23 protein-coding genes and 1 pseudogene are annotated in these 24,862 nt (G+C 64.2%); 15 read left to right on the top strand and 9 right to left on the bottom strand.

The window, feature by feature from the left end:
• Positions 1-77: 77 nt before the first annotated feature.
• The 15 genes from NKI66_RS14190 to NKI66_RS14120 all read left to right on the top strand — a co-directional run bounded on the left by NKI66_RS14190 (position 78) and on the right by NKI66_RS14120 (position 15,871).
• Positions 78-947, top strand: a complete 870-nt coding sequence (locus NKI66_RS14190) for a helix-turn-helix domain-containing protein (protein WP_023810826.1) — start codon at positions 78-80, stop codon at positions 945-947.
• A 252-nt stretch (positions 948-1,199) separates the two neighbouring features.
• Positions 1,200-1,607 carry a hypothetical protein gene (locus tag NKI66_RS14185; protein WP_245273201.1) on the top strand — a complete coding sequence of 136 codons (408 nt, stop codon included), beginning with the start codon at positions 1,200-1,202 and terminating at the stop codon, positions 1,605-1,607.
• A 152-nt stretch (positions 1,608-1,759) separates the two neighbouring features.
• On the top strand, positions 1,760-2,854 hold the full coding sequence (locus NKI66_RS14180) for a transporter substrate-binding protein (RefSeq protein WP_023810824.1): 1,095 nt from the start codon (positions 1,760-1,762) through the stop codon (positions 2,852-2,854).
• The gene (locus NKI66_RS14175) at positions 2,851-3,468 is read left to right on the top strand and encodes an ANTAR domain-containing response regulator (RefSeq protein WP_023810823.1); all 618 of its coding nucleotides are present in this window, start codon (positions 2,851-2,853) and stop codon (positions 3,466-3,468) included. Before NKI66_RS14180 ends, NKI66_RS14175 begins: the two co-directional genes overlap by 4 nt.
• Before the next feature lie 19 nt (positions 3,469-3,487).
• A complete protein-coding gene (locus tag NKI66_RS14170) occupies positions 3,488-4,354 on the top strand; it encodes an ABC transporter permease (protein WP_196815320.1) in 867 nt (288 codons plus the stop codon).
• A complete protein-coding gene (locus NKI66_RS14165) occupies positions 4,351-5,271 on the top strand; it encodes an ABC transporter permease (RefSeq protein WP_352751969.1) in 921 nt (306 codons plus the stop codon). Before NKI66_RS14170 ends, NKI66_RS14165 begins: the two co-directional genes overlap by 4 nt.
• Positions 5,272-5,353: 82 nt before the next feature.
• The gene (locus tag NKI66_RS14160; RefSeq protein ID WP_502895179.1) at positions 5,354-6,949 is read left to right on the top strand and encodes an ABC transporter substrate-binding protein; all 1,596 of its coding nucleotides are present in this window, start codon (positions 5,354-5,356) and stop codon (positions 6,947-6,949) included.
• Positions 6,939-7,883, top strand: coding sequence for an acetamidase/formamidase family protein (locus NKI66_RS14155; protein ID WP_352751967.1), 945 nt, complete (start codon positions 6,939-6,941; stop codon positions 7,881-7,883). Before NKI66_RS14160 ends, NKI66_RS14155 begins: the two co-directional genes overlap by 11 nt.
• A 208-nt stretch (positions 7,884-8,091) precedes the next feature.
• A complete protein-coding gene (locus NKI66_RS14150) occupies positions 8,092-9,858 on the top strand; it encodes an ABC transporter ATP-binding protein (RefSeq protein ID WP_352751965.1) in 1,767 nt (588 codons plus the stop codon).
• Positions 9,859-10,066: 208 nt separating this feature from the next.
• Positions 10,067-11,275, top strand: a complete 1,209-nt coding sequence (locus NKI66_RS14145) for an ABC transporter substrate-binding protein (protein WP_023810816.1) — start codon at positions 10,067-10,069, stop codon at positions 11,273-11,275.
• Positions 11,276-11,287: 12 nt separating this feature from the next.
• Complete coding sequence (locus tag NKI66_RS14140; RefSeq protein ID WP_352673082.1) at positions 11,288-12,067, top strand: ABC transporter ATP-binding protein; 780 nt, start codon at positions 11,288-11,290, stop codon at positions 12,065-12,067.
• Positions 12,060-12,770, top strand: coding sequence for an ABC transporter ATP-binding protein (locus NKI66_RS14135; protein ID WP_023810814.1), 711 nt, complete (start codon positions 12,060-12,062; stop codon positions 12,768-12,770). Before NKI66_RS14140 ends, NKI66_RS14135 begins: the two co-directional genes overlap by 8 nt.
• 7 nt (positions 12,771-12,777) lie before the next feature.
• Positions 12,778-13,665: a branched-chain amino acid ABC transporter permease gene (locus tag NKI66_RS14130; RefSeq protein ID WP_023810813.1), complete on the top strand. Its 888-nt coding sequence runs from the start codon at positions 12,778-12,780 to the stop codon at positions 13,663-13,665.
• Between the two features lies 1 nt (position 13,666).
• A complete protein-coding gene (locus NKI66_RS14125; protein ID WP_023810812.1) occupies positions 13,667-14,638 on the top strand; it encodes a branched-chain amino acid ABC transporter permease in 972 nt (323 codons plus the stop codon).
• Positions 14,639-14,812: 174 nt separating this feature from the next.
• On the top strand, positions 14,813-15,871 hold the full coding sequence (locus tag NKI66_RS14120; RefSeq protein ID WP_023810811.1) for an aminopeptidase: 1,059 nt from the start codon (positions 14,813-14,815) through the stop codon (positions 15,869-15,871).
• A 1-nt stretch (position 15,872) separates the two neighbouring features.
• Here the strand turns inward: NKI66_RS14120 and NKI66_RS14115 are convergent, their stop codons facing one another.
• The 9 genes and pseudogenes from NKI66_RS14115 to NKI66_RS14075 all read right to left on the bottom strand — a co-directional run bounded on the left by NKI66_RS14115 (position 15,873) and on the right by NKI66_RS14075 (position 24,859).
• Positions 15,873-16,808, bottom strand: a complete 936-nt coding sequence (locus NKI66_RS14115) for a methyltransferase (protein ID WP_245273200.1) — start codon at positions 16,806-16,808, stop codon at positions 15,873-15,875.
• Positions 16,809-16,989: 181 nt separating this feature from the next.
• Entirely contained in the window at positions 16,990-17,220 is a 231-nt protein-coding gene (locus tag NKI66_RS14110) for a hypothetical protein (RefSeq protein WP_023810809.1), read from the bottom strand.
• A 104-nt stretch (positions 17,221-17,324) separates the two neighbouring features.
• Positions 17,325-17,707 (bottom strand): annotated as a pseudogene (gene gloA2, locus NKI66_RS14105) (SMU1112c/YaeR family gloxylase I-like metalloprotein).
• Positions 17,708-17,802: 95 nt separating this feature from the next.
• Entirely contained in the window at positions 17,803-18,783 is a 981-nt protein-coding gene (locus NKI66_RS14100; protein WP_352720905.1) for a 2-dehydropantoate 2-reductase, read from the bottom strand.
• Positions 18,784-18,785: 2 nt separating this feature from the next.
• Positions 18,786-20,312: an acyl--CoA ligase gene (locus NKI66_RS14095; protein WP_352720903.1), complete on the bottom strand. Its 1,527-nt coding sequence runs from the start codon at positions 20,310-20,312 to the stop codon at positions 18,786-18,788.
• A 90-nt stretch (positions 20,313-20,402) separates the two neighbouring features.
• Positions 20,403-21,989 carry a gamma-glutamyltransferase gene (ggt, locus tag NKI66_RS14090; protein WP_352720901.1) on the bottom strand — a complete coding sequence of 529 codons (1,587 nt, stop codon included), beginning with the start codon at positions 21,987-21,989 and terminating at the stop codon, positions 20,403-20,405.
• Positions 21,990-22,053: 64 nt separating this feature from the next.
• Positions 22,054-22,854 carry an ABC transporter permease gene (locus NKI66_RS14085; RefSeq protein ID WP_023810805.1) on the bottom strand — a complete coding sequence of 267 codons (801 nt, stop codon included), beginning with the start codon at positions 22,852-22,854 and terminating at the stop codon, positions 22,054-22,056.
• On the bottom strand, positions 22,851-23,777 hold the full coding sequence (locus NKI66_RS14080; protein WP_352720899.1) for an ABC transporter permease: 927 nt from the start codon (positions 23,775-23,777) through the stop codon (positions 22,851-22,853). The genes NKI66_RS14085 and NKI66_RS14080 overlap by 4 nt, the downstream gene beginning before the upstream one ends.
• Positions 23,777-24,859 (bottom strand): ABC transporter ATP-binding protein, encoded by a 1,083-nt coding sequence (locus NKI66_RS14075; RefSeq protein ID WP_352720897.1) that lies wholly within the window; start codon positions 24,857-24,859, stop codon positions 23,777-23,779. The genes NKI66_RS14080 and NKI66_RS14075 overlap by 1 nt, the downstream gene beginning before the upstream one ends.
• Positions 24,860-24,862 lie beyond the last annotated feature (3 nt).

Raw genomic sequence — 24,862 nt, 5'->3', positions numbered from 1 at the left:
GAGTCGCAACACTAGCGCCTTGGGCATGCATCGGTTATGGACGGAACGGCAAAACCGATTGGACTTTTTCAGGCGCCATGAGCCAGAATTCCATCCCCGACTTCTTCGTCTATGGCGAGCCTGTGCGGCCGCTCGATGTCGGTTTCCTGCATGTCGAGACGGTGCTTGCGCGCAGCAATATCCATCTTGGTCAGGTTGCGGCGCACAAGCATCCGCAGATGGGCCAGATCACCTACTGGACCAGCGGCTCCGGCACCTACCGTATCGAAGACCGATCCTGGGACTTTTCGGCGCCTGCCGTCAGCTTCGTGCCGAGCGCTGTCGTGCATGGCTTCTCGATCGGACCCGGCACCGATGCCATCGTCGTCTCGGTCGCCGACGGCGCGCTCGCGGCCATCGCCGCTCACAGCCTGCTGCCGCTGGACAGGCCGGTCTTTGCCGACGGTCTGCCACGACACGCAGCGTGGGCGAGACTGGCGGCGGTGCTGGAGATGATCGCCGCCGAATATGCCGAGGCGCAAGCCGGCAATGACAGGGTCCTGCCGGCGCTGATCGCCGTCGCACTCTCCCACATTGCGCGCCTCAGCCCCGGCGTGACCGCCTCCGCCGCCTCTTCCGATGCTTCGCTGGCGCGGGGCCTGCGTCGGCTCGCCGACACGCATTTCCGCGACAACTGGCCGGTCGATCGCTACGTCGAGGCGCTGGCCACCACGCCGCATCTTCTCGACAAGGCTGCCCATGCGGTTCTGGGCGCCGGCGTCAAGCGGGTCGTCAGCGAAAGGCGGCTGCTGGAGGCCAAGCGCCTGCTGCTGTTCACCGTACGCACGGTGGAGGACATCGCCTACGAGATCGGCTTCGACGACCCGGCGTATTTTTCACGGTTCTTTCGCGCGCGAGTCGGCGAAGCGCCCGCCGCCTGGCGCCGGAAGCACTTGCAGGGCCATTGATCCTGCGTGAAATGCAGACCCCGTGACGCGCAATCCTCGATGTTGCAGCCACAGCCACTTTTTCGTGAAGCTGAACGGGTTGATCCCTTCGCCTGCCTGCCTAGGTAGAAAGGAGCGGCGGGTGCCACGCAAATCTGACATCGGACCAATCTGACGGTCGGCATGATATTTTCCTGCATTCAAAAGCTTGCCCTTCCTATTCTCTTCGTTGGCATCCAGTCTTCCTGCGTCGTTCCCGACGATACGTCGCGCGTGGCCAAGGTTGACCCCACCGCGGCGGCGGCTCGCAAGGAGATGGTCGGCCTCAGCGAAGCCGACGTCCGCATGTGCGCGGGGTTTCCGACCGCCACCGCGGACGCCGGCCGATCGGGCCAGATCTGGTCCTATAAGCGCGTCGTTCAGCGCGGCAATCTCAGCATCGTCGTCCCAACCATGGCATTGGGCGCGATCCCGGCGGTCGGTGGCTCCGTCAATGTCGCTCCCGGCGGTTATTGCGATACGCAAATTCGCATGGTCGACGGTCGCGTCGCCGAAGTTGCCTACGCCGGCGACAACAATATGCCGAACAGGCGCGACGCGCTTTGTGTCAGCACGGTGGACGCCTGCGTGACCTATGCGCGTCAACACGGTCAGAGGCCAGTGGCAGCGAAACGGCGATGACGGTCACGCAAATATCGTTGAGGGCTTGACTGACCCGCCGGACAGAATACGCTAGCGCAAAATACCGGCTCTGATCGCCGGGCGGCAAGAATGCCTCGTATGCCTCGCCCTCCCGGCGCTGGCTGCGAGGCATTGTCATTTTGGGGATCTGTTTGAAACGGCGTATCGAGATCGGCATCCTATATTCCCGCTCGGGGAGCTATCAGCTCGTCTCCGATGCGTGCCGCATCGGCGCCATGCGCGCCATCGCCGACATCAACGCCGATCGCAGCTCAGGTATCGAACTGGTGCCGGTCGAGCGCGATCCGCAAAGCAATGCCGACCGCTACGCAACGCTGTGCGAGGATATTTTCAGGACCAGCAGCGCGCGCCATGTCGTCGGGTGCGTCACCTCGTGGAGCCGCAAGGAAACCATTCCGGTGCTCGAGAAGGCGGGCGGCATGCTGTGGTACGCCTGCCCCTATGAGGGCTTCGAGGCCAACGAGCACGTCGTCTACATGCACGCCTGCCCCAACCAGCATCTGGTGCCGTTGATGGCGCATGTCGTGCCGCGTTTCGGCGCCAACGGTTTCCTGCTTGGCTCGAACTATATCTGGGGCTGGGAGATGAACCGCGTCGCCCGCGACCTGATCGCCGATGCCGGCGGCAAGGTTCTGGGCGAACGCTATCTGCGCATCGGCGAGACCGACGTGTCGCGTCTGATCGCGGAAATCCGCGCCACGCGGCCGAACTTCATCCTCAACAACCTGATCGGCACCTCGTCCTACGCCTTCCTCGCGGCCTATCGCGACCTAGGTCACGAGGATGCCGCCTTCAGTCCCGAGACTTGTCCCGTCATCTCCTGCAACCTCACCGAAGGTGAGCTGCCGGCGATCGGTGAATCCGGCAAGGGACATCTATCGGTCGGGCCGTACTTCGCGCCGCGGCCGGCCGCCTTCGCCTCGTCTTTCGAGGCCTCCGCCTATGCCTCCGTGCAGGTGATGGCCGACGTGCTCTCCAGCAATCCCGAAGCCGGTCCGGCGGAATTTTCCAGAGCCTTCGCAGAACGCCGCTTCTCCACCCGGCTCGGGCCGATCGCCATCGACGCGCACTCGCAGCACGCCACATTGCCGGTGATCATCGGGCGGATCGCGGACGGCTTCTTCGAGGTCGTCAGCCGCGAAGACGAAGTCGCGCCGGATCCCTATCTGTCGCGCTACGACCCGGCAAAAACATTCGGCCGCCCACGCCTGAGGGTGGTGTCGTGACGAGAGCCCCACGCATCCCCAATCTCGGCGGCGCCAAGGCGTTTATCCTGCATCGCCCGCATCCGACGGTGCAGGCGATCACCAGGCAATTGTCGGCCATCGGCCTGATCACGCTGGACTGCTGGCCGGAACTGCCGCCCGAGGCGCTGGCGGCCGATTTCGTGTTCTTCGACGCCGATCTCGGTTTCGACGAGCAGTTCCCCTGGAAGCCGGGCGAGGCGCCGATGCCGCTGGTGGCGCTGATCGGCTCCGAGGCGCCGGGCCGCATCGAATGGGCGCTGTCGCACAAGGCCGATGCCCAGCTCCTGAAGCCGGTCGGCAATGCCGGCGTCTACAGCGCGCTGCTGATCGCGCGCCAGAGTTTCGAGGCGCGAAAACACCTGGCCAGTGAGATTGCCTCGCTTCGCCAGCGCGTCGCCGAGCGCCAGACCATCGTGCGCGCGGTCACCGCACTGGCGAAAGGCACCGATGACGGCCGCGCCTATGCGCAGCTTCGCTCGCTGGCTATGAGCTGGCAGATCAGCGTCGAGGATGCCGCGCGGCGGATCGTGGCAATGACAAGTGAAGAAGCAACAGGGGAAGAAGGCGGCGATGACCAGTCCCATCGCGCCTGATCTCACCGCGCCAGGGCGCATGCCGGTCAAACCACGCGCCGGCGTCTGGCGCCGGCTGGTCAGGCGCCGTCTCGCACTGCTTGGGCTGATGATCGTCGCCATTGTCGTTGCCGGCGCCGTGCTGGCGCCATGGCTGACTGGCTATGATCCCAACGAGCAGATGTTCGACGGCCTGACCATCGAGGGCTCGCCCTTGCCGCCGGATGCAAAATTCTGGCTGGGCACCGACCTGCTCGGCCGTGACCTGTTGACCCGCATCCTCTACGGCGCCCGCACCTCGCTGATCATCGGCATCGTCGCCAATGGCGTGGCGCTGTTCATCGGCACGCTGGTCGGTGTTGTCGCCGGCTATTTCCGTGGCTGGATCGGCAGCGCGCTGATGCGCTTCACCGATTTGATGATGGCGTTTCCGGCACTGCTGCTCGCCATTTGCCTGGCGGCGGTGTTCGAGCCCAGCCTGTGGATCGTCGCCATGGTCATCGCGCTGGTCAACTGGGTGCAGACCGCCCGCGTCATCTACACCGAAACCTCTTCGCTGGCCGAGCGCGAATTCATCGACGCCGAACGCACCATTGGGGCGAGTGCACCGCGCATCCTGTTTCGCCATATCCTGCCGCATCTGCTGCCGACCATCATCGTCTGGGGCACGCTCGGCATCTCGACCACGGTGCTGCTCGAGGCGACACTCTCCTTCCTCGGCATCGGCGTGCAGCCGCCGACGGCGTCGTGGGGCAACATCATCTTCGAGAACCAGACCTATTTCCAGGCCGCACCCTGGCTGGTGTTCTTCCCCGGTGCCGCGATCCTGGCGCTGGCGCTGGCCTTCAACCTGATCGGCGACGCACTGCGCGACATCCTCGATCCGACGCAGAGGGGCCGGGCATGATCGCCTATCTCGGCCGCCGCCTGATCCAGTCGCTGCTGATCCTGCTCGGCGTCTCGCTGATCACTTTCGCGCTGCTCTATCTCCTGCCCGCCGATCCGGTGCGCCAGATCGCCGGTCGCAGCGCCACGCCGCAGACGGTCGAGAACATCCGCCAGCAGCTCGGCCTCGACCAGCCCTTCATCGTCCAGTACTGGCGCTATCTCACGAAGCTCATCAGCGGCGATCTCGGCCGCTCCTACATCCAGCGCTCCGAAGTCACCGAGCTGATCGTCTCACGGCTGCCGGCCAGCTTGTTGCTGATGGTCGGCGCCATCCTGTGCGAGCTGCTGCTCGGCCTGAGCATGGGCCTGATCGCTGCCGTCAAGCGCGGTACCGCCACCGACCAGACGCTGATGGTCGCCTCCTTCGTCGGCGTTTCGGCGCCGCAATTCGTCGTCGGCCTGCTGCTGCTCTACGTCTTTGCCGTGCGGCTCAGCTGGTTCCCGATCGGCGGCTATGGCACCTGGCGTCATCTCGTGCTGCCGTCGCTGACCATGGGCATACTCGGCGCCGGCTGGTACGCCCGCATGATGCGCTCGTCGATGATCGATGTTCTGCGCCAGGATTATGTCCGCACCGCCCGCGCCAAGGGCCTGGCGCGGCGAGCCATCCTGTTCCGCCATGCACTGCCCAACGCCATCCTGCCGGTCATCGCCATGATCGGCATCGACATCGGCATCTTCATGGGTGGCATTGTCGTCGTCGAAAGCGTGTTCGGCTGGCCTGGCATTGGCCAGCTGGCGTGGCAGGCCATCCAGCGCGTGGACATCCCGATCGTCATGGGCGTCACCCTGATCTCGGCCTTCGCCATCGTGCTCGGTAATCTGCTGGCCGACGTCATCGCGCCCTTCATCGACCCCCGCATCAAGCTCAGATGAAAATGAAAACCAGACAGAGAAAGGGAACATAAAAATGAAAAAGTTTCTCGCATCCACGGTAGCGGTATCGGCGCTGGCGCTGATGCTCGGCATGACAAGTGTTCGCGCCGAAGACGCCGTCGACCCGAACGCCAAGCAGGGCGGCGCCATCACCATCACCTACAAGGACGATGTCGCCACGCTCGATCCGGCGATCGGTTATGACTGGCAGAACTGGTCGATGATCAAGAGCCTGTTCGACGGGCTGATGGACTACGAGCCGGGCACCACCAATTTGAAACCCGACCTCGCCGAAAGCTACGAGATCTCGCCCGACGGCAAGACCTTCACCTTCAAGCTGCGCCATGGCGTGAAATTTCACAATGGCCGCGAAATGACCGCCGACGACGTGAAATATTCGCTCGACCGCGTCACCAATCCAAAGACCCAGAGCCCCGGCGCCGGCTTTTTCGGCTCGATCAAGGGCTATGACGATGTCGCCGCCGGCAAGGCCGAGAGCCTCTCCGGCGTCACCGTCGTCGACCCCTACACGGTCAAGTTCGAACTGACCCGCCCCGACGCAACCTTCCTGCATGTCATGGCCATCAACTTCTCGCATGTCGTGCCGAAGGAAGAGGTCGAGAAATACGGCGCCGATTTCGGCAAGCATCCGGTCGGCACCGGCGCCTTCAAGCTCGCCGAGTGGACACTCGGCCAGCGCATCGTCTTCGAGCGCAATGCGGACTATTGGCACAAGGGCCTGCCGCATCTGGACAAGATCACCTTCGAGATCGGCCAGGAGCCGATCGTTGCGCTGCTGCGCCTGCAGAAGGGCGAGATCGACGTGCCCGGCGACGGCATTCCGCCGGCAAAATTCCAGGAGGTGATGGCTGATCCCGAGCAGAAGGCGCGCGTCGTCGAAGGCGGCCAGCTGCACACCGGCTATGTCACCATGAACACCACCATGGCGCCGTTCGATAATGTGAAGGTGCGCCAGGCGGTCAACATGGCGATCAACAAGGCGCGCGTGATCCAGATCATCAACGGCCGCGCCGTGCCGGCCAATCAGCCGCTGCCGCCGTCGATGCCGGGCTACGACAAGGAATACAAGGGCTATCCCTATGACGTCGCCAAGGCCAAGGCCCTGCTTGCCGAGGCCGGCCATCCCGATGGTTTCGAGACGCAATTGTTCGCCATGAACACCGATCCCAACCCGCGCATCGCCCAGGCGATCCAGCAGGACCTGGCGGCCATCGGCATCAAGGCCAGCATCCAGTCGCTCGCCCAGGCAAACGTCATTGCCGCCGGCGGCGACAAGGCCGGCGCACCGATGATCTGGTCCGGCGGCATGGCCTGGATCGCCGATTTCCCCGATCCGTCGAACTTCTACGGCCCGATCCTCGGCTGCGCCGGTGCGGTGCCGGGCGGCTGGAACTGGTCGTGGTATTGCAACAAGGATCTCGACGCCAAGGCGGCCGAGGCCGACTCGGTGGTCGATCCCGCCAAGGCTGGCGAACGCGACAAGATGTGGAGCGCCATCTACGACAAGGTGATGGAGGACGCGCCTTGGGCGCCGGTCTTCAACGAGCAGCGCTTCACCATGAAATCGGCGCGCATGGGCGGCGCCGACAACCTCTATGTCGACCCGGTCCATATCCCGATCAACTACGACAATGTGTACGTAAAAGATGTGCAATAACTGCGACTACACCATCCACGGGCGCCAACATCATTTCGGCTGGGACAATTCGTTTGCCCCGGCCGAGCGGGTGGCGCCCGGCTCGACCATCGAGTTCCAGTGCCTCGATTCCTCCGGTGGCCAGTTGCAGGCCGACAGCACGGTCGCCGACGTCGCCAAGCTCGACTTCGCCACCGTCAATCCGGTGACCGGGCCGATCTTCGTCGAGGGCGCCGAGCCGGGTGACGCACTGAAGGTGACGATCGAGATGTTCAAACCGTCCGGCTTCGGCTGGACGGCCAACATTCCGGGCTTCGGGCTGCTCGCCGACGACTTCAAGGAGCCGGCGCTGAACATCTGGAAGTACGACGCTGCCTCGCTCGAGCCGGCGCTGTTCGGCAAAAATGCGAGGGTGCCGCTGAAACCCTTCGCCGGCACCATCGGCAACGCCCTGGCGGAAAAGGGTCACCACTCGGTGGTCCCGCCAAGACGCGTCGGCGGCAATCTCGACATCCGCGATCTCGCCGCCGGCACCACGCTGTACCTGCCGGTGGAAGTGGCGGGCGCGCTGTTTTCGGTCGGCGACACCCATGCCGCGCAAGGCGACGGCGAGGTCTGCGGCACGGCGATCGAAAGTCCGATGGACGTCGTGCTCAAGCTCGACCTGGTCAAGGATGCCAGGCTGAAGACGCCGCGCTTCACCACGCCAGGCCCGGTGACGCGCCATCTCGACGCCAAGGGCTATGAGGTGACGACGGGAGTTGGGCCGGACCTGATGACGGGTGCAAAGGAGGCGGTTGCCCAGATGGTCGATCTGCTTTCCACCCGCTACAGAATAGACCCCGTCGAGGCCTACATGCTGGCCTCGGTCTGCGGCGATCTCCGCATCAGCGAGATCGTCGACATGCCGAACTGGGTGGTGTCGTTCTACTTCCCGCGCTGCGTGTTTGAATGAGGTTGGGCCGGCGCTGCACCCCCCTCTGTCCTGCCGGACATCTCCCCCGCAAGGGGGGAGATCGGATGTCACGACGGGCTTCGCCACTTTTCCACGGTGACGAATGGACGCCGCGGCAAAGCCGCCAATCTCCCCCCTTGCGGGGGAGATGTCCGGCAGGACAGAGGGGGGTGTGCCGGAGTAAATCCCCCTCCGGGTCACACGCGCAATGATCGCCGCCAGCAAACCCATCCTCCACATCGCCAACCTCTGCGTCAGCGTGCGCGGCGAAGATGGCGAGCGCGAGGTCGTCTCCGACCTGTCGCTGACTTTGGCGCGTGGCGAGACGCTCTGCATTGCCGGTGAATCCGGCTCCGGCAAATCGATGACCGCACTGGCCATCATGCAATTGCTGCCGCAGCCCTCGGCACGCATATCGTCTGGGAAAATCCATCTCGGCGATACAGATCTGACAACTCTGGACGAGCGCCGGATGCGGCGCATCCGCGGCGACCGCATCGCCATGATCTTCCAGGAGCCGATGACCTCGCTCAACCCCGTGCTGTCGATCGGCCGGCAGCTCACCGAATCCATTGAGGCACACACCAGCCTGTCGCAGGGCGAAGTCCGCCGGCGCGCCATCGAGGCTCTGAAAGCGGTGCGCATTTCGGAAGCCGAAAGCCGGCTAAAGCAGTTTCCGCACGAACTGTCCGGCGGCATGCGCCAGCGGGTGATGATCGCCATGGCGCTGGCGCTCGAGCCGGACGTGCTGATCGCCGACGAGCCGACGACGGCACTTGACGTCACCGTGCAAGGCGAGGTGCTGGAGCTGCTGCGCGACCTGCAGCGCCAGCACGGCACCAGCGTCATCCTGATCACCCACGACATGGGCGTGGTCGCAGAGATGGCCGACCGCGTCATCATCATGCGGCATGGCCGCATGGTCGAAGAGGGGAAAACCGCCGACATTTTTTCCAGGCCACAAGCCGACTACACGCGCGAACTGCTTGCCGCCGTACCGCGCATCGGCAGCGGCGTCGGCCGACAGACATCCAGGGAGGCCGAGACGACGACGGCATCGGCCAATGTCGCCGAGGTCAAGGACCTGCATGTCCGCTTCGACCTGCATGGCGGTTTCTTCGGTCGGGTCAACCGGCGCGTTCACGCCGTCGAAGGCGTCAGCTTCTCGATCGCGCCCAACGAGACGCTGGCGTTGGTCGGCGAGTCCGGTTGCGGCAAGTCGACCACCGCCAAGGCGCTGGCCGGACTGGTGCCCTACAGCGGAGGCGTCGTCATCGGCGGCCGCAATTTGTCTGGCCTTGGCCGCGACGAGCGTAAGGCGGTGCGTCGCGACGTGCAGATGATTTTTCAGGATCCCTACGCCTCGCTCGACCCGCGCATGCGCGTCGGCGAACTCGTCGCCGAGCCGCTGCTGATCCATGGCATCGCCTCGAAGCAAGAGCGCAGCGACCGTGTGGCCGCGCTGTTCGAGCGCGTCGGCCTGTCGGCCGATCAGATGGAACTCTATCCGCATGAATTCTCCGGCGGCCAGCGCCAGCGCGTCTGTATTGCGCGTGCTCTTGCGCTGCGGCCGAAGCTGATCATCGCCGACGAAAGCGTCTCGGCGCTTGACGTCTCGGTGCAGGCGCGCGTGCTCGATCTGTTGAAGGAATTGCAGCGCGAATTCGGCGTCGCTTATCTCTTCATCTCGCATGACATGGCGGTGGTCGAGAACATCTCCGACCGCGTCGCCGTCATGTATCTCGGCCAGATCGTCGAGATGGGCACGCGCGACCAGGTCTTTTCCAACCCGCGTCATCCCTACACCAGGCGGCTGATCGAAGCCGTGCCCGTGCCCGATCCGGCTAAGCGACGAAGCCGCTTCGCCCGCCTCGACCAAGAGATCCCGAGCGCCACCCGCAGGATCGGCGAGACGCCGTTGAAACTGGCGCTGAGGGATGTCGGCAACGGCCACCTCGTCGCCGCCGAGGGCTGAGGCAAGTACCGCCGCGGGTCGCGGTTCACGTGTTTGTGTTTCTATCTCGGGCTCAAGGTGGCGTTCCGCCGCCAAAGCGCATCGCTTCGATCACGAAATCCGGGACGGCCTCTTGCCCTCTGTCCCTATCTTCCTCATGTTCAATACCATTGCGATGATCGATCGTAGGAGGGTCGGTCGGATTCATCGCTTTGGGAGGAAGTCAACCATGAAGGTAAGCCTTTTCGTTTCCGCGGCACTTCTCGCCGCATCCGCGATCCCCGCCTCGGCCGCCGACATTTCCGACGGCAAGGTCAAGATCGGCATCCTCAACGACCAGTCGGGCGTCTATGCCGATTTCGGCGGCAAGTGGTCGGTCGAGGCGGCCAAGATGGCGGTCGAGGATTTCGGCGGCAAGGTGCAGGGAGCGCCGATAGAAATCATCAGCGCCGACCACCAGAACAAACCGGATATCGCCTCCAACATCGCGCGGCAGTGGTACGACACCGAGCAGGTCGATGCCATCATGGAACTGACGACCTCTTCGGTGGCGCTCGCCGTCCAGGGGATTTCCAAGGAAAAGAAGAAGATCGACATCGTCACCGGCGCGGCGACCACGGAGCTGACCGGCAAACAATGCTCGCCCTATGGCTTCCACTGGGCCTATGACACACATTCGCAAGCGGTGGGCACCGGCGGCTCTCTCGTGCAGCAGGGCGGCGACAGCTGGTTCTTCGTCACCGTCGACTATGCATTCGGCTATTCGCTGAAGGATCAGACCACCAAGTTCGTCGAGAGCCATGGCGGCAAGGTGCTGGGCGAGGTGCGTTATCCCCTGGGATCGACCGATTATTCGTCCTTCCTGCTGCAGGCGCAATCGTCGGGCGCCAAGGTCATCGGCCTGGCCAATGCCGGCCTCGATACCTCCAACTCGATCAAGCAGGCGGCCGAATTCGGCATCGTGCAGGGCGGTCAGCGTCTTGCCGCACTCCTGTTCACGCTGGCCGAGGTGCATGGGCTTGGCCTTCAAGCGGCGCAGGGCGTTGTGCTGACCGAAGGCTATTATTGGGATCGCGACGACAAGAGCCGCGAATTCGGGCAGCGCTTTTTCAAGCGCACCAACCGCATGCCGAACATGATCCAGGCCTCGACCTATTCGGCGGTGACGCAGTACCTGAAAGCGATCGACAAGGCCGGCACGGACGAGACCGAAGCGGTCGCCAAGCAACTGCATTCGATGCCCGTGGACGACGCCGCGATAACCAACGGCAAAGTGCAGGCGGACGGCAACATGGTCCATGACATGTACCTCTATCAGGTCAAGTCGCCAGCCGAGAGCACCAAGGAGTGGGACTACTACAAATATCTCGCCACCATTCCTGGCAACGAGGCCTTCCTTAGCGAAAAGGAAAGCGGCTGTCCGACGGCCGGCCAGTGATCGGCGCGGCCGATGGCGCCGACTGACCTGAGCGCGAACGAGCCGCCTGTGGTGCTTTCCGCCCGCGGGTTGCGGCGCGACTTTGCCGGCTTCATCGCCGTCAAAAACGTCGATCTCGATGTCCGCCATGGCAACATCCATGCCCTGATCGGACCCAACGGCGCCGGCAAGACGACCGTCTTCAACCTGCTCACCAAGTTCCTGGCGCCGACCAGCGGCAGGATCGAGCTGCTTGGCCACGACATCACCCGCACCTCGCCGGCCAGGGTTGCGCGGATGGGTCTGGTGCGCTCGTTCCAGATATCGGCGATTTTTCCGCACCTCAGCGTGCTCGACAATGTCCGCGTCGCCCTGCAGCGGCCGGGCGGGCTCAGCGTTCAGTTCTGGCGCTCGCTGGCGGCGCTCGACCGGCTGACGCCGCGCGCCGAGGAATTGCTGCGCTCGGTCGGTCTCGACGACGCCAGGAACAGGCTCGCCGGCGACCTTTCCTATGGCAGGAAACGCGTGCTCGAGATCGCCACGACCCTGGCGCTCGACCCGAAAGTGCTGCTGCTGGACGAGCCGATGGCCGGCATGGGGCATGAGGACGTGGCCACCGTTTCCAACCTGATCCGTTCGGTGGCCAGGGATCGCGCCGTTCTGATGGTCGAGCACAATCTGACCGTCGTGGCCGACCTTTGCGACTGGATAACGGTCATGCAGCGCGGCGAGGTGCTGGCCGCCGGCGACTACGCCACCGTCAGCCGCGACGAGCGCGTCAAGATCGCCTATATGGGCACCGCCGATGACTAGTGCCGCACCTCTGCTTGCAGTCAGCGGCCTCAACGCCTGGTATGGCGAGGGCCATGCGTTGCACGGCGTCGATCTGGAGGTGTTTGCCGGCGAGACGGTCACGCTGCTCGGCCGCAACGGCGTCGGCAAGACGACGACGCTGCGCGCCATCATGGGGCTGATCCGCAAGCGAACCGGCCGGATCGCTTTCGACGGCCAGGATCTGATGCGGCTGCCGCTGCACCGGACCGCGCATCAAGGCATCGGCTTCGTGCCGGAGGAGCGCGGTATCTTCGCGACGCTGACCGTCGACGAGAACCTGGTTCTGCCGCCGGTCGTCGCGCAGGGCGGCATGAGCGTCGAGGAGATTTTCGACCTGTTCCCCAATCTGAAGGAGCGGCGCAACAGTCCAGGCACGAGGCTGTCGGGCGGCGAACAGCAGATGCTGGCGATCGCGCGCATGTTGAGAACCGGTGTGAAAATGCTGCTTCTCGACGAGCCGACGGAGGGTTTGGCCCCCGTCATCGTGCAGCGCATTGGCGCGTTGCTGGCGACGTTGAAAAAGCGCGGCATGACGATCCTACTGGTGGAGCAGAACTTCCGCTTCGCCAGCCGTGTCGCCGATCGTTTCTATCTGATGGAGCACGGCAAGGTGGTGGCGGGGTTTCCGGTCGGCGAGCTGCCGGACCGCATGACGCAGCTCCACGAAGTCCTGGGTGTATGATGGCGCCATGACGATGATCTTCGGCATCCCCGTTCAGGCTTTCCTCGGCCAGTTGCTGGTCGGCCTGATCAACGGCTCGTTCTACGCCATGCTGAGCCTGGGCCTGGCTGTCATATTCGGCCTGCTGCGGGTCATCAATTTCGCCCATGGCGCCCAATATATGCTCGGCGCCTTCGTCGGTTATCTGCTTCTCACCTATCTCGGCATCGGCTACTGGCCCGCCTTGATCCTTGCGCCGCTGATCGTCGGTGCCTTCGGCATCGTGGTCGAGCGCCTTGCGCTGTCGAGACTGTACGATCTCGATCCGCTCTACGGCCTGCTCTTCACCTTCGGCCTCGCGCTCGTGCTCGAAGGCATCTTCCGCTACTATTACGGCGTCTCGGGAAACCCCTACGCCGTGCCGCCGCTGCTTTCGGGAGGCACCAATCTCGGCTTCATGTTCCTGCCCAACTATCGCGGCTGGGTCGTCGTCGCCTCGCTGATCGTCTGCTTCGGAACCTGGGCGCTGATCGAGAAGACCAGGCTCGGTTCCTACCTGCGCGCCGCGACGGAGAATCCCCGCCTCGTCCAGGCTTTCGGCGTCAACGTGCCCTTGCTGCTGACCCTGACCTACGGCCTCGGCTCCGCGCTGGCCGGGCTTGCCGGGATTCTGGCAGCGCCGATCTATCAGGTGAGCCCGCTTATGGGGTCGGATCTCATCATCGTCGTCTTCGCCGTCGTCGTGGTCGGCGGCATGGGATCGATCCTTGGCGCCATCGTCACCGGCTACATGCTTGGCCTTGCCGAAGGCCTGACCAAGGTCTTCTACCCCGAGGCCTCCAACCTCGTGGTCTTCGTCATCATGGCGATTGTGCTTCTGGTCCGGCCGGCCGGCCTGTTCGGAAGGGACGCCTGACATGTCGGAACTGACGCTTCGCGAGACATCGGCCAAAACCTCGGCACGGCTTGAATGGACGCTGGTCGGGCTCGGCATCCTGGCGCTGCTGGTGGCGCCTTTCCTGGTCTATCCGATCTTCCTGATGAAGATGCTGTGCTTCGCGCTGTTTGCCTGCGGGTTCAATCTTCTGCTTGGTTACACCGGGCTGCTGTCATTCGGCCACGCAACCTTCTTTGGCGGCGCCGCCTACTTCACCGCGCATGCCGTCAAGGTTTGGGGCTGGCCGCCGGAAGCCGGCATTCTGCTCGGCATGGCGGGTGCGGCCTTGCTCGGCCTCGTCATGGGCTTCTTCGCCATTCGCCGGCAAGGCATCTATTTCGCCATGATCACGCTGGCACTGTCGCAGATGTTCTTCTTCTTCTGCGTGCAAGCGCCGTTCACGCAAGGCGAGGACGGCATTCAGGGCATACCGCGCGGCATGCTGCTAGGCGTCCTCGACCTGAACGTCTCGCTGAACATGTATTATTTCGTGCTGGCGGTGTTCCTGATCGGCGTCTTCGCCATCTGGCGCATCGTCAATTCGCCATTCGGCATGATCCTGCGCTCGATCCGGGAAAACGAGAATCGCGCCATTTCGCTGGGCTATTCCGTCGCCAACTACAAGCTCGGCGCCTTCGTCATGTCGGCGGCGCTGGCCGGGCTGGCCGGCTCGCTCAAGGCGATCGTCTTCCAGTTCGCCACGCTCACCGACGTCACCTGGCAGATGTCGGGCGAGGTGATCCTGATGACGCTTCTCGGCGGCATCGGTACGATGGTCGGGCCGATCATCGGCGCCAGCCTTGTCATCGGCCTGGAAAACACGCTTGCCACTTCCGGCTTTCCGGTGACCATCGCCACCGGCCTGATCTTCATGGTGTGCGTGCTGATCTTCCGGCGCGGCATCGTCGGCGAATTTTACGCGCGGATTTTCGGGCGGGCGGGAAAGGACTGATCAGCTGCAGGTTGGTGGGACGCGGTTTGCGCGTGGTGACATGCGTCACCACAATGAGCACCTGTCCGGATTCTTCAGAAAACTATAGACCTCGATCAATCGAGGCGACTGCTTGCGACCTGGGGCAATCGCGACCCCATCGGAACGGGTGAGCACTGCTGTGGACAAATCGTGATGCGCGCATTCTTTCGATTGGTTGCGGTTATGACCGTGGTGTCCGGCGTGACCGGCTGCACCAGCATTTCCTACTACGCGCAATCCATGAAGGGTCATCTGCAGATCATGACCGCACGCCAGGATGTCGGAAAACTGATCGAGGATCCTTCGACGCCGAAGGCGTTGCGCGCCCGAATGGCATCGGCGAGCGCCATACGACAGTTTGCGACAGATGAACTGGCGTTGCCCGACAACAACAGCTACCGCAGCTATGTCGACATTGGTCGGGACTCGGTGACATGGGCTGTCTTCGCCGCGCCGGCATTTTCGCTGACGCCGCGAACATGGTGTTTTCCTGTTTTCGGCTGTGTTCCCTACCGGGGGTATTTCTCCAGGAAGTCCGCGACTGAAACCGCTGTCGAACTTCAAGGACAGGGCATGGACGTCTATGTGACGGGCATCACGGCATATTCCACGCTTGGCTGGTCGAGCGACCCGCTGCTCAGCACGATGTTCGGCCAGGATGAAACCTATCTTGCAGCGCTGGTGTTCCATGAGCTGGCCCACCAGCGCGTCTATGTGCACGACGATTCCGCTTTCAACGAGGCGTTCGCTGTCGCCGTCGAAACAACCGGCGTGAAAAAATGGCTGCGCGCGACTGGCGATACCGCCGCATTGCGCCGTTACGAAGCCGCCCGGGGACGCAAGGCTGAATTTCTTTCGCTGGTGTCGCGGACCCGGGACGAGTTGGCGCAAGTCTATTCCAACTCCGGCACCTCGGAGCAAAAGCTGGCCGCAAAGACGGCCGCGATTGAACGGCTGCGGATGCGCTACCGACACATGCGCGACAGGCGCTGGGACCGATACCGGGGATACGATGCCTGGTTCGCTTCCCCGATCAACAATGCAAAGCTCGCCGCGACTTCCGTCTATAGCGATCGGGTGACCGCGTTTCTCCGCCTGTTCGACTTGTGTTCGGGCGACTATGTCAGGTTCTATGCATCGGTCCGGCGGATTGGCGCACTGGACGAAGCTCACCGCGTCGAAGCACTTGCGGCGGCAGATCGCTGTTATTGAGTCAGCCCGAGAGTCGCGCACGAAACAACGTGCAGCCGTCCGTCAGGCGCGACCTGGAGATATCGCGGAATCCAGCCTCGGTCATCCACGCGCGATACTGACCCTCAGTGTACGATTGGCCGTTGCGATAGAGGTTCAGGAAGGTGAGATTGAGAAAGACACCCTCAGGCGGGCCGAGGCGGTCGTCATCGACGACACCCCACCCCGCAATTGCGATCTCGCCGCCACGTGTAAGGCAACGCGCGGCGTTCAGGATCGAACTGCGCGCCTTGTCCGGCGGAAGCACCTGGACGACGGCCTTCAGGATCGCCAGATCGTGCCGACCTATCGATGGCGCGGCGGTTATATCTCCCTCTTCGACAACCACGTCGTCGGCACCGTATTCCGACAGGATAGCTGGCGCGACCGCTGCGACCGTTGGCAGTTCCATCAGCGTCGCCGCAATGTGCGGCCACCGCTCGCGAAGCCCGACCAGTATGGTCCCGGCGCCTCCGCCGATGTCGATCACCGAACCGACCGCCGAGAGGTCCATCTCCTGCGCCAGATGTCGGCCGAAAATCACCCCGCCCGGCGCGAGCATGCGGCTGAAGGCGGCCGCGGCCTCAGGTCCCGCTTCGGAAAAGTCGTGCAGCGCGGCCGGCCGGTTCTGTCGCAGCGAGTCCGCGGTCAGCAAGTCGGCTCCCCAGAGCTCGCGCAGGAGCGCATGATCGCCGCCGCGATAGCTTGGCTTGGACGCATCGAGGAAGGCCGACGCTTCGGCTCCGTTGCGAAATTCACCATCCTTGACTTCAAGGAGGCCGATGCTGGCGAGCGCGTAGAGGAGCCGCGACAGACGATCGGGTTCGACTTTGAGCGTGGCCCCGAGGCTGTCAGCAGTCAGCGCGCTTTCACCGAGCCGGGTGAAGATGCCAAGGTCCAATCCGGCGCGAAGCGCCAAGGCGGGGGGCACCGCTGCGATCAGCTTGTCGATCCGGTCAGAATCCACCATGTCACATCCCCTCCGCGATCCAGGATCGGCCTTGAAACAACTCCCATGGACTAGAACTTACAGTCCCGACGTCCGGATGGCGACGGACCGGCCGAGAACTCCCAGTGGTGCGGTTGGAGCGCGCGCGGCTCTAGTCTGAGAACTTCACGCTCACGCCGCGCTGCCGAAAATAAGCCTGCATCAACTTGCGGCCCGAGCGGTTGTTCTGCGCCAGTTTGGTAGGATCGAACACCGCCTGTTTTATCCCCTCCCGCGTCAGCGCCGCCTTAAGCGTCGCGATATGTGCGTCGATGTCGGCATTGTCCGCCCGGAGCGAGGCATAGATGCTCTCGGTCGCCTCGGCCACGGTCAGTTCGCTCATTGGTGTCGTCCTTTGGTTGGTTGGGCGGCGCTTAGCACAGATTCGCGGTCCGCCGATACCGAGACCGTCAGTACACAGCGCCCGCCGCGAAAGCGAACCGTTCCTTATGAGGCTTCGTAAAGTTCCAGCGGCAATCCATCCGGATCTCTGAAAAAAGTAAACCGTTGGTCTGTGTATGGGTCGATCCGGATTGGCTCAACGGCAACGCCTGCGGCTTCCAGGCGGATAATTGCGGGCTCAAGATTAGCCACAGCAAATGCCAGATGTCTCAGGCCTGTAGCCTCTGGGTGGGATGGCCGCATCGCCGGTGCAGGGAAGGAGAACAATTCCAGTTGGGCCGACCGATCCGCAGATCCGCCTTCCATGACTGCCGCTCCTCCCGATAAACCTCCCGGATCAGATCGAGGCCGAGGAGTTCGACGTAGAACCGTCGCGACCGGTCGTAGTCGGTGCAGATGAGCGCGACGTGGTGAATAGCGTTCAGCATGCTGCTAACCCTGGTCAAGCTGGGACATGAGGCCGAGGTACTTCAGGGCCTGGATCGTCGCGCGCCACGGCTCTGATTTGCCCTGTCCTTTCACCTCACCCATAACACCCGCGTTCCACCGCCAGCCGGCGCACCAGCGCCAGCACGGCATCGATGGTCGGGGTCGGCTTGTCCGTTAGCCGGCCAAGTTCCTGCACCGCGCTCACCAGCGCGTCGATCTCCATCGGCCGGCCGCGCTCCAGGTCCTGCAGCATCGAGGTCTTGTGTTCGCCGACATCGCCGGCGCCCTTGATGCGCCGGTCGACCGCTATGGGAAAACGCACGCCGAGGCTTTCGCCGATCGCCTGCGCCTCCAGCATCATGGTGCGGGCGAGCGCGCGGGTGCCATCGTCGGCGACAATCGCGGCCAGCGTGCTGCCGGTCAGCGCCGAGATCGGGTTGAAGGAGAGATTGCCCCACAGTTTTACCCAGATTTCGCTGCGGATGTCCTCGCGTACCGGCGCTTGCAAGCCGGCCTTGACCATCTCCTCGGCCAGAAGCGTGACCCGTTCGCGGCGCTCGCCGGAGGGTTCGCCGAGCGAGAAACGTTTGCCCTCGACATGGCGGATGAGGCCCGGCGCATCGACCTCGACGGCGGGATAGACGACCGAGCCGATGACGCGGTCCGGTCCGATCCGCTGCCAGATCGCGCCGCCGGGGTCGACCGCGTTCAGCCTGGTGCCTTCCAGCGGCCCGCCGACGCCGTGGAAATACCACCAGGGCACGCCGTTCTGCATGGTGACGACTGATGTGTGGTCCCCGAGCAGTGGCGCGATCTGGTCAAGGGCTGGGGAGAGCGAATGGGCCTTCAGCGCCAGCACGACGTAATCCTGGGCGCCAAGCTCCTCGGCCTTGGCGGCGGCCCGGACGGGGACCGAAATCTCCTGGCCATCCTCGATCAGGCGAAGGCCATCCGTCTTGATCGCTTCCAGATGGGCGCCGCGCGCGACGATCGAAAGATCGGTCCGCCCAGTGATGGCGAGCTTGGCCGCGAGATAGCCGCCAATCGCACCGGCGCCGAAGATGGTGATCTTCATCGTCAAAGCCCGAGTTTGGCAGCAAGGCCGATGCGCTGCAATTTGCCGGTCGCACCCTTGGGGATCTCGTCCAGGATCAGGATCTTGCGCGGCACCTTGAAATCGGCAAGCCGCGTCGCGGCATAGGTGCGGATGTCACCCTCGGTGGCGCTGATGCCTTCGCGCAGCACAACCGCCGCGGCCACCTCCTCGCCAAGCTTGTCATGCGGCATGGCGAAGGTGACGACCTGCGCCACCGCCGGATGGTCCATCAGCACGTCGTCGACCTCGAGCGGCGAGATCTTTTCGCCACCGCGGTTGATGATCTCCTTGAGCCGACCGGTGACGCGCAAATAGCCGTCCTCGTCGAGCACGCCCTGGTCGCCGGTGTGGAACCAGCCATGCGCGAAAGCCGTGGCGTTGGCATCCGGGTTCTTTTCGTAGCCCGCCGTGACATTGGGTCCGCGAATGACGATCTCGCCGGTCTCGCCGGGTTCGAGCAGCCGCCCGTCGGGCGCCATGACAGCCACGTCCGGACCGGCGGAGGCACCGACGCTGCCGGGCTTGCGCTGGCCCGGCGGCAGCCGGTTCGAGGCCATCTGGTGGGCGGCCTCGGTCATCCCGTAGGATTCGATCACCGGGCAGCCGAAGGTCGCCTCCAGTTCAGCCATCACCTGTGCCGGCAGCGACGCCGAGGACGAGCGGATGAAGCGCAGACGCGCCGCCGCCAGCGCCTCGGTGTTGCGTGCCGCGCGGGGCAGGATCGCCTGATGCATGGTCGGCACCGCCGTGTACCAGGTCGGCCGCGCGTCGCTCAGCCACTGGAAGAAGCGCAGCGCGTTGAAGCCGGGCGTGCAGTAGATGCTGCCGCCCGATGCCAGCGACGACAGCACCGCCGCGATCAGGCCGTGAATGTGGAACAGCGGCATGATGTTGAGGCAGCGGTCATCGGCCGTCAGGCCAAGCGTGCCGCCGATATGGGCAGCCGAGGCTGCGATGTTGGCATGGCTGAGCGGCACCAGTTTTGGCCGCGACGTCGTGCCCGAAGTGTGCAGCAACAGCGCGATGTCACCGTCCTGCGCCATGTCGGGCGCGGCCTGCGGTCCGATCGCTGCGCCCTCGATCGTGAAGCTGCCGGCGGGTGTGCCGGGCTGCACGACAAGCCGCAGCACGCCGATGCCGAGGCGTTCGGCCACCGTCACCGCCGGTCCGGTCTCGCCCTCCGCAACGAGGATCGCCTTGGCGCCGATGTCGGTGAGGTAGAAATCGAGCTCGTCGGCCCGGTAGGCGGGATTGAGCGGCGCCGTCGAAGCGGCGGCCGCCACGGCGATAAAGGCGGTGGCCATCTCGGGCCCGTTCGGCAGCACGATCGCCACCCTGTCGCCCCGGCCGATGCCGCGCGCATGCAGCTGTTTTGCCGTGTCGGCGATCAGGCTGCGCAATCCGCCATGGCTGAGCGTCGCCCTGTCGGGTGCCAGGATGGCGGGTGCATCGTCCGCCCCCGCTGCGAGACGGCGGGAGAGATCTGCGTGGGTTTCAGTTTGGGTCATGATCACCGGCTGGATTTCGAACGACTATTGGCGGCAGCCCCGCTGACGGGCTTGCCTCGATATGGATACGCCATTGGACAACGGATTGCGTCAGTAGCCAAGCGCCAAACCATCCTTGCGCGGATCGGAAGCGCCGGTCAGCGTCCCCTTCTCCCAGTCGATCAGCACTACCTGCCCGCCGCCCAGCGGATGATGCGGCTCGGCTATGCGGTGGCCACGCCGGCGCAGGCCCTCGATCGCATCAGTGGGAATGCCACGCTCGGCCTCCGCGGTGTCGTCATTGTAGAACACCCTCGGCGCATCCAGCGCCTGCTGCGGGTCCATGCCGAAGTCGATCATGTTGGTCAGCAGATGGACATGGCCGAACGGCTGGTAGCCGCCGCCCATGACGCCGAACGGCATCACCACGCGGCCGTTCTTCGTCGCCATGCCGGGCATGATCGTGTGCATCGGCCGCTTGCCGGGCGCGATCGCGTTCGGGTGCGCAGGCTCAAGGCGGAAGCTGGAACCACGGTTCTGCAGCACGACACCGGTCTTGGGGCCGACGACGCCGCTGCCGAACGAGTAATAGGTCGAGTTGATGAAGGAGACCGCGTTGCGGTCGCGGTCGACGATGGAGATGTAGACCGTGTCGCTGCCGGGCAGCTCCACGCGCGGCAGATGCGTCATGGCGCGGTCGCGGTCGATCTCGGCGCGCAGCCGGTCGGCATAGGCGCCGGACAGGAGCTGCTTCACGGGCACTGGGACATGGTCCTGGTCGCCGACATAGCGGTCGCGGTCGCGATAGGCCAGGCGCCCGGCCTCGATCTCCAGATGCAGGCGCTCGGCGCCATTCGGGTCGAGCCCGCCAAGCTCGAAGCCCGAGAGCAAATTGAGCATCAAAAGCGCCGTCAGCCCCTGATTGTTTGGTGGCATCTGGTGGATCTCATGGCCGCCATAGGAGGTGCTGACCGGCGCCACATAATCGCCTCTGGTCGCGGCGAAATCCTCCGCCGAATGAAGTCCGCCCAATTCGTTGAGCCGGCCCACCATATCGTTGGCGACCGCGCCTTCGTAGAAACCGGACCGGCCGTGTTTGGCGATGATGCGCAAGGTCGCCGCCAGTTCCGGCTGCCGGTGGACGTCACCCGCCTTCGGCGCCTTGCCGCCGGGCAGGAAGATGCGCGCGGCATGCTCGTCGGCTGACAGGTCGGTTTCCGGCTCGGCCCAGTCGAAGGCGACGCGGTCGTGCACGACATAGCCGTTTTCGGCATAATGGATGGCCGGCGCCAGCGCCTCGGCAAGGCCCTTGCGGCCATGGTCCTCGAGCAGGCGGCTCCAGGCATCGACGGCGCCCGGCACGGTGACCGCATGCGCACCCTGTTTCGGAAGCTCGCTAAAACCCTTGTCCAGATACCAGTCGACCGTCGCCTTGGCCGGCGCCCGCCCCGAGCCGTTGAAGGCCAGTACATTGCCTTGTCCACCGGGAGAATAGAGCACGAAGCAGTCGCCGCCGATGCCCGTCGATTGCGGCTCGACGACGCCCTGCACGGCGGCGGCGCAGACGGCGGCATCCATGGCATTGCCGCCGGAGCGCAGCATGTCGATGGCCGCAAGGGTTGCAAGCGGATGCGAGGTCGCGGCAACCGCCTCGGTGGCACGAACCGGCGAGCGGCCGGGAAACTGGAAATCACGCATTCTGTCTGGATATCCCCTGGTCACGTCTGCAAGTTGGTCACTTCTGCGAATTGGTCTGGTGAAATCAATGCCGCCGGCCGAAGATCTGCGCAACCGACAACAGCACGACCGAGAGCACGATCAGGCAGGTCGAGATGGCGGCGATCGTCGGGTCGATTTGGTCGCGCAGCGCATTGAACATGCGGCGCGTCAATGTCGTGGTCTCGCCGCCCGATATGAACAGCGAAACCACCACTTCGTCGAAGGAGGTGATGAAGGCAAACAGCGCGCCCGAGACGATCGAGAAGCGGATCTGCGGCATGGTCACCTGCCAGAACGCGGCGACACGTCCGGCGCCGAGGCTGCGCGCCACGCGCTCCTGGTTCATGTCGTAGGAGCGCAAGCCCGACAGCACCGTCAGCACCACCAGCGGCAAGGCCTGCACCGTGTGCGCGATGACCAGCCCGGTCAGCGTGTTGTTGAGCCCGATGCGGGCATAGAGGAAGAAGGTGCCGATGCCGATCAGAATCACCGGGACGATCAGCGATGCGGTCAGCAGCGCGTTGATGGTGCCGTTGAAGCGCAGCGTGCCCCGGTTGATGGCATATGCGGCAGCAGTGCCGAGCGGCGTCGCCACCAGCACGGTCATAACAGCCACCTTGACCGAGACGATCGTGGCGTCGCGCCATTCCAGTGAGCCAAAATAGGTCTGGTACCAGCGCAGCGACCATTGCTGCGGCGGGAATTGCAGCAGCGTCGAATCCGAAAACGACATGATGACGATGATGATCGACGGCGCGATCAGGAACAGCAGCACGAGGCCGCCGAGGCAGTAGAGCCACAGACGTTGCCGGTGCGAGATCGGCAGGCCGACATCCTCGCTCATCGCGAACTCCAGACACCTGTGGCGCGCGCGCCGAGCAGCCATTGGAACAGGCCGAGAAGCGCCAGCGTGACCACCAGCAGCACCACGCCGAGTGCGGCACCCGCGCCCCAGTTGGAATAGAGGCTGGTGGTCTGTTCCATGCGCATCGCCCACATGATGACCTTGCCGCCGCCCATCAGCGCAGGCGTGACGAAGAAGCCCAGGCACAGCACGAAGACGATGACCACGCCCGAGGCGAGGCCGGGCAGCGACAGCGGAAAGAAGATCTGCCGGAAGGTGGCGGCCGGGCCGGCGCCGAGGTTCATGCCGGCGCGCAGGCAGTCGGTGTCGATGGTCTTCATCGAGGCGTAAAGCGGCAGCACCAGGAACGGCAGCAGGATATGCGTCATGCCGATGACGACGCCCGAAAAATTGTTGGCGAGCGACAGCGGCTGGCTGATCACGCCGAGGTCGATCAGCCAGCTGTTGATCAGGCCCTTGCGCTGCAGGATCACCAGCCAGGCATAGGTGCGCACCAGAACCGATGTCCAGAACGGCAGGATGACGAAGATCAGGCAGATCGACGCCGCCCGGCGCGGCAGCTGCGACAGCATATAAGCCAGGGGATAGCCGAGCAGCACACAGGCGCCGGTGACGATGAAGGCGACCTTGAAGGTGGTGATGAAGGTCTTGATGTAGGAGGCCTGTTCGAAGAAGCGCGCATAATTGGCGGGACTGAAGGCGCCGGCTTCGTCGAACAGCGACAGCCAGAACAGCCAGCCGATGGGCACGATGATGATGGCGAAGACCAGCAACAGGCTTGGCGACAGCAGCGCCAGCAGCCGCAACGACTCGCGCCGCGCGTCCGTGCGCAGCGCCTGCGTGTTCAAATCCGGGCCCGCGCGGCCGGCTTTCTCCTGCATGAGGGCGGTCTGCGCGCTCATCAGTCTGCCGCCACCAGGATCGTGTCCTGCGCATCGAGACCGAATGAGACTGGATGGCCGGGTGCGGGCATTTTCGCCAGCACATCGCTGCGGCAATAGTCGCGCAAAGTCAGCTGCCGGCCGTCGCGCAGCACGGCATAGCAGACGAAGCTGTCGCCCTGGTAGATGATGTCGCTGAGCGTCGCGTTGAGCACGTTGACGCCGCTTGCCGGTTCGGCATCGGTGAGCAGCCGCAGCTTTTCCGGCCGCACCACCATCAGGTACTGGCCTGCCGCCGGCGTCGCCGCCGCCGTATGGATTCTTCGCTCCTCGTACCAGACGGAGCCGTTGCGGCACTCGACCGGAATGAAATTCGATTCGCCGATGAAGCCGGCTACAAATTGCGTTTGCGGCCTGGCGTAGAGGCTTTCGGGCTTGTCGAGCTGTTCGATGCGCCCGGCGTTCATCACCGCGATGCGGTCCGACATGGTGATGGCTTCACGCTGGTCGTGCGTGACATAGACCGTGGTCATGCCAAGCCGCCGGTGCAGGCTGCGCAGCTCGATCTGCATGTGCTCGCGCAAGCCCTTGTCGAGCGCCGACAGGGGCTCGTCCATCAAAACGATGCGCGGCTCGAAGACGATGGCGCGCGCCAGCGCCACGCGCTGGCGCTGGCCGCCGGAGAGCTGGTCGACCCGGCGCTCGCCCAGCCCCTGCAATTTCACCAGATCGAGCGCCTTCTCGACACGCTCGGCCGTCTCGGCGGCGGCGACGCCGCGCTGCTTCAGCGGAAAGGCGATGTTGTGAAAGACGTTCATATGCGGAAACAGCGCGTAGTTCTGAAACACCATGCCGATGTTGCGCTTGTGCGGCGGCGTGGTGATGATCTCGTCGCCGCCGACCCTGATCGAGCCGGCATTGGCCCGCACGAAACCGGCCAGGATCATCAGCAGCGTCGTCTTGCCGGAACCGGAAGGCCCCAGCAGCGTCAGGAATTCACCAGCCTCAACGTCGAGGTTGAGGTCGCGCAGCACAGGCACGCTGCCAAATCGTTTCTCGATCCCGCGCATGCCGATCGGCAACGCGGATGGCGCAATGGACAAGAT

The organism is Mesorhizobium sp. M0518, from assembly GCF_040321125.1.
Taxonomy (GTDB): domain Bacteria; phylum Pseudomonadota; class Alphaproteobacteria; order Rhizobiales; family Rhizobiaceae; genus Mesorhizobium.
The sequence above is the reverse complement of the archived record's forward strand: the minus strand, read 5'-3'. Positions and strand labels throughout refer to the sequence as shown.

Bases quoted from the DNA above. Each gene is read 5' to 3' on its own strand.
- NKI66_RS14190 (WP_023810826.1), top strand. From the start codon at position 78: ATGAGCCAGAATTCCATCCCCGACTTCTTCGTCTATGGCGAGCCTGTG.
- NKI66_RS14170 (WP_196815320.1), top strand. From the start codon at position 3,488: ATGCCGGTCAAACCACGCGCCGGCGTCTGGCGCCGGCTGGTCAGGCGC.
- NKI66_RS14165 (WP_352751969.1), top strand. From the start codon at position 4,351: ATGATCGCCTATCTCGGCCGCCGCCTGATCCAGTCGCTGCTGATCCTG.
- NKI66_RS14160 (WP_502895179.1), top strand. From the start codon at position 5,354: ATGCTCGGCATGACAAGTGTTCGCGCCGAAGACGCCGTCGACCCGAAC.
- NKI66_RS14155 (WP_352751967.1), top strand. From the start codon at position 6,939: ATGTGCAATAACTGCGACTACACCATCCACGGGCGCCAACATCATTTC.
- NKI66_RS14150 (WP_352751965.1), top strand. From the start codon at position 8,092: ATGATCGCCGCCAGCAAACCCATCCTCCACATCGCCAACCTCTGCGTC.
- NKI66_RS14145 (WP_023810816.1), top strand. From the start codon at position 10,067: ATGAAGGTAAGCCTTTTCGTTTCCGCGGCACTTCTCGCCGCATCCGCG.
- NKI66_RS14140 (WP_352673082.1), top strand. From the start codon at position 11,288: ATGGCGCCGACTGACCTGAGCGCGAACGAGCCGCCTGTGGTGCTTTCC.
- NKI66_RS14135 (WP_023810814.1), top strand. From the start codon at position 12,060: ATGACTAGTGCCGCACCTCTGCTTGCAGTCAGCGGCCTCAACGCCTGG.
- NKI66_RS14130 (WP_023810813.1), top strand. From the start codon at position 12,778: ATGACGATGATCTTCGGCATCCCCGTTCAGGCTTTCCTCGGCCAGTTG.
- NKI66_RS14125 (WP_023810812.1), top strand. From the start codon at position 13,667: ATGTCGGAACTGACGCTTCGCGAGACATCGGCCAAAACCTCGGCACGG.
- NKI66_RS14120 (WP_023810811.1), top strand. From the start codon at position 14,813: ATGCGCGCATTCTTTCGATTGGTTGCGGTTATGACCGTGGTGTCCGGC.
- NKI66_RS14110 (WP_023810809.1), bottom strand. From the start codon at position 17,220: ATGAGCGAACTGACCGTGGCCGAGGCGACCGAGAGCATCTATGCCTCG.
- NKI66_RS14100 (WP_352720905.1), bottom strand. From the start codon at position 18,783: ATGAAGATCACCATCTTCGGCGCCGGTGCGATTGGCGGCTATCTCGCG.
- NKI66_RS14095 (WP_352720903.1), bottom strand. From the start codon at position 20,312: ATGACCCAAACTGAAACCCACGCAGATCTCTCCCGCCGTCTCGCAGCG.
- ggt (WP_352720901.1), bottom strand. From the start codon at position 21,989: ATGCGTGATTTCCAGTTTCCCGGCCGCTCGCCGGTTCGTGCCACCGAG.
- NKI66_RS14085 (WP_023810805.1), bottom strand. From the start codon at position 22,854: ATGAGCGAGGATGTCGGCCTGCCGATCTCGCACCGGCAACGTCTGTGG.
- NKI66_RS14080 (WP_352720899.1), bottom strand. From the start codon at position 23,777: ATGAGCGCGCAGACCGCCCTCATGCAGGAGAAAGCCGGCCGCGCGGGC.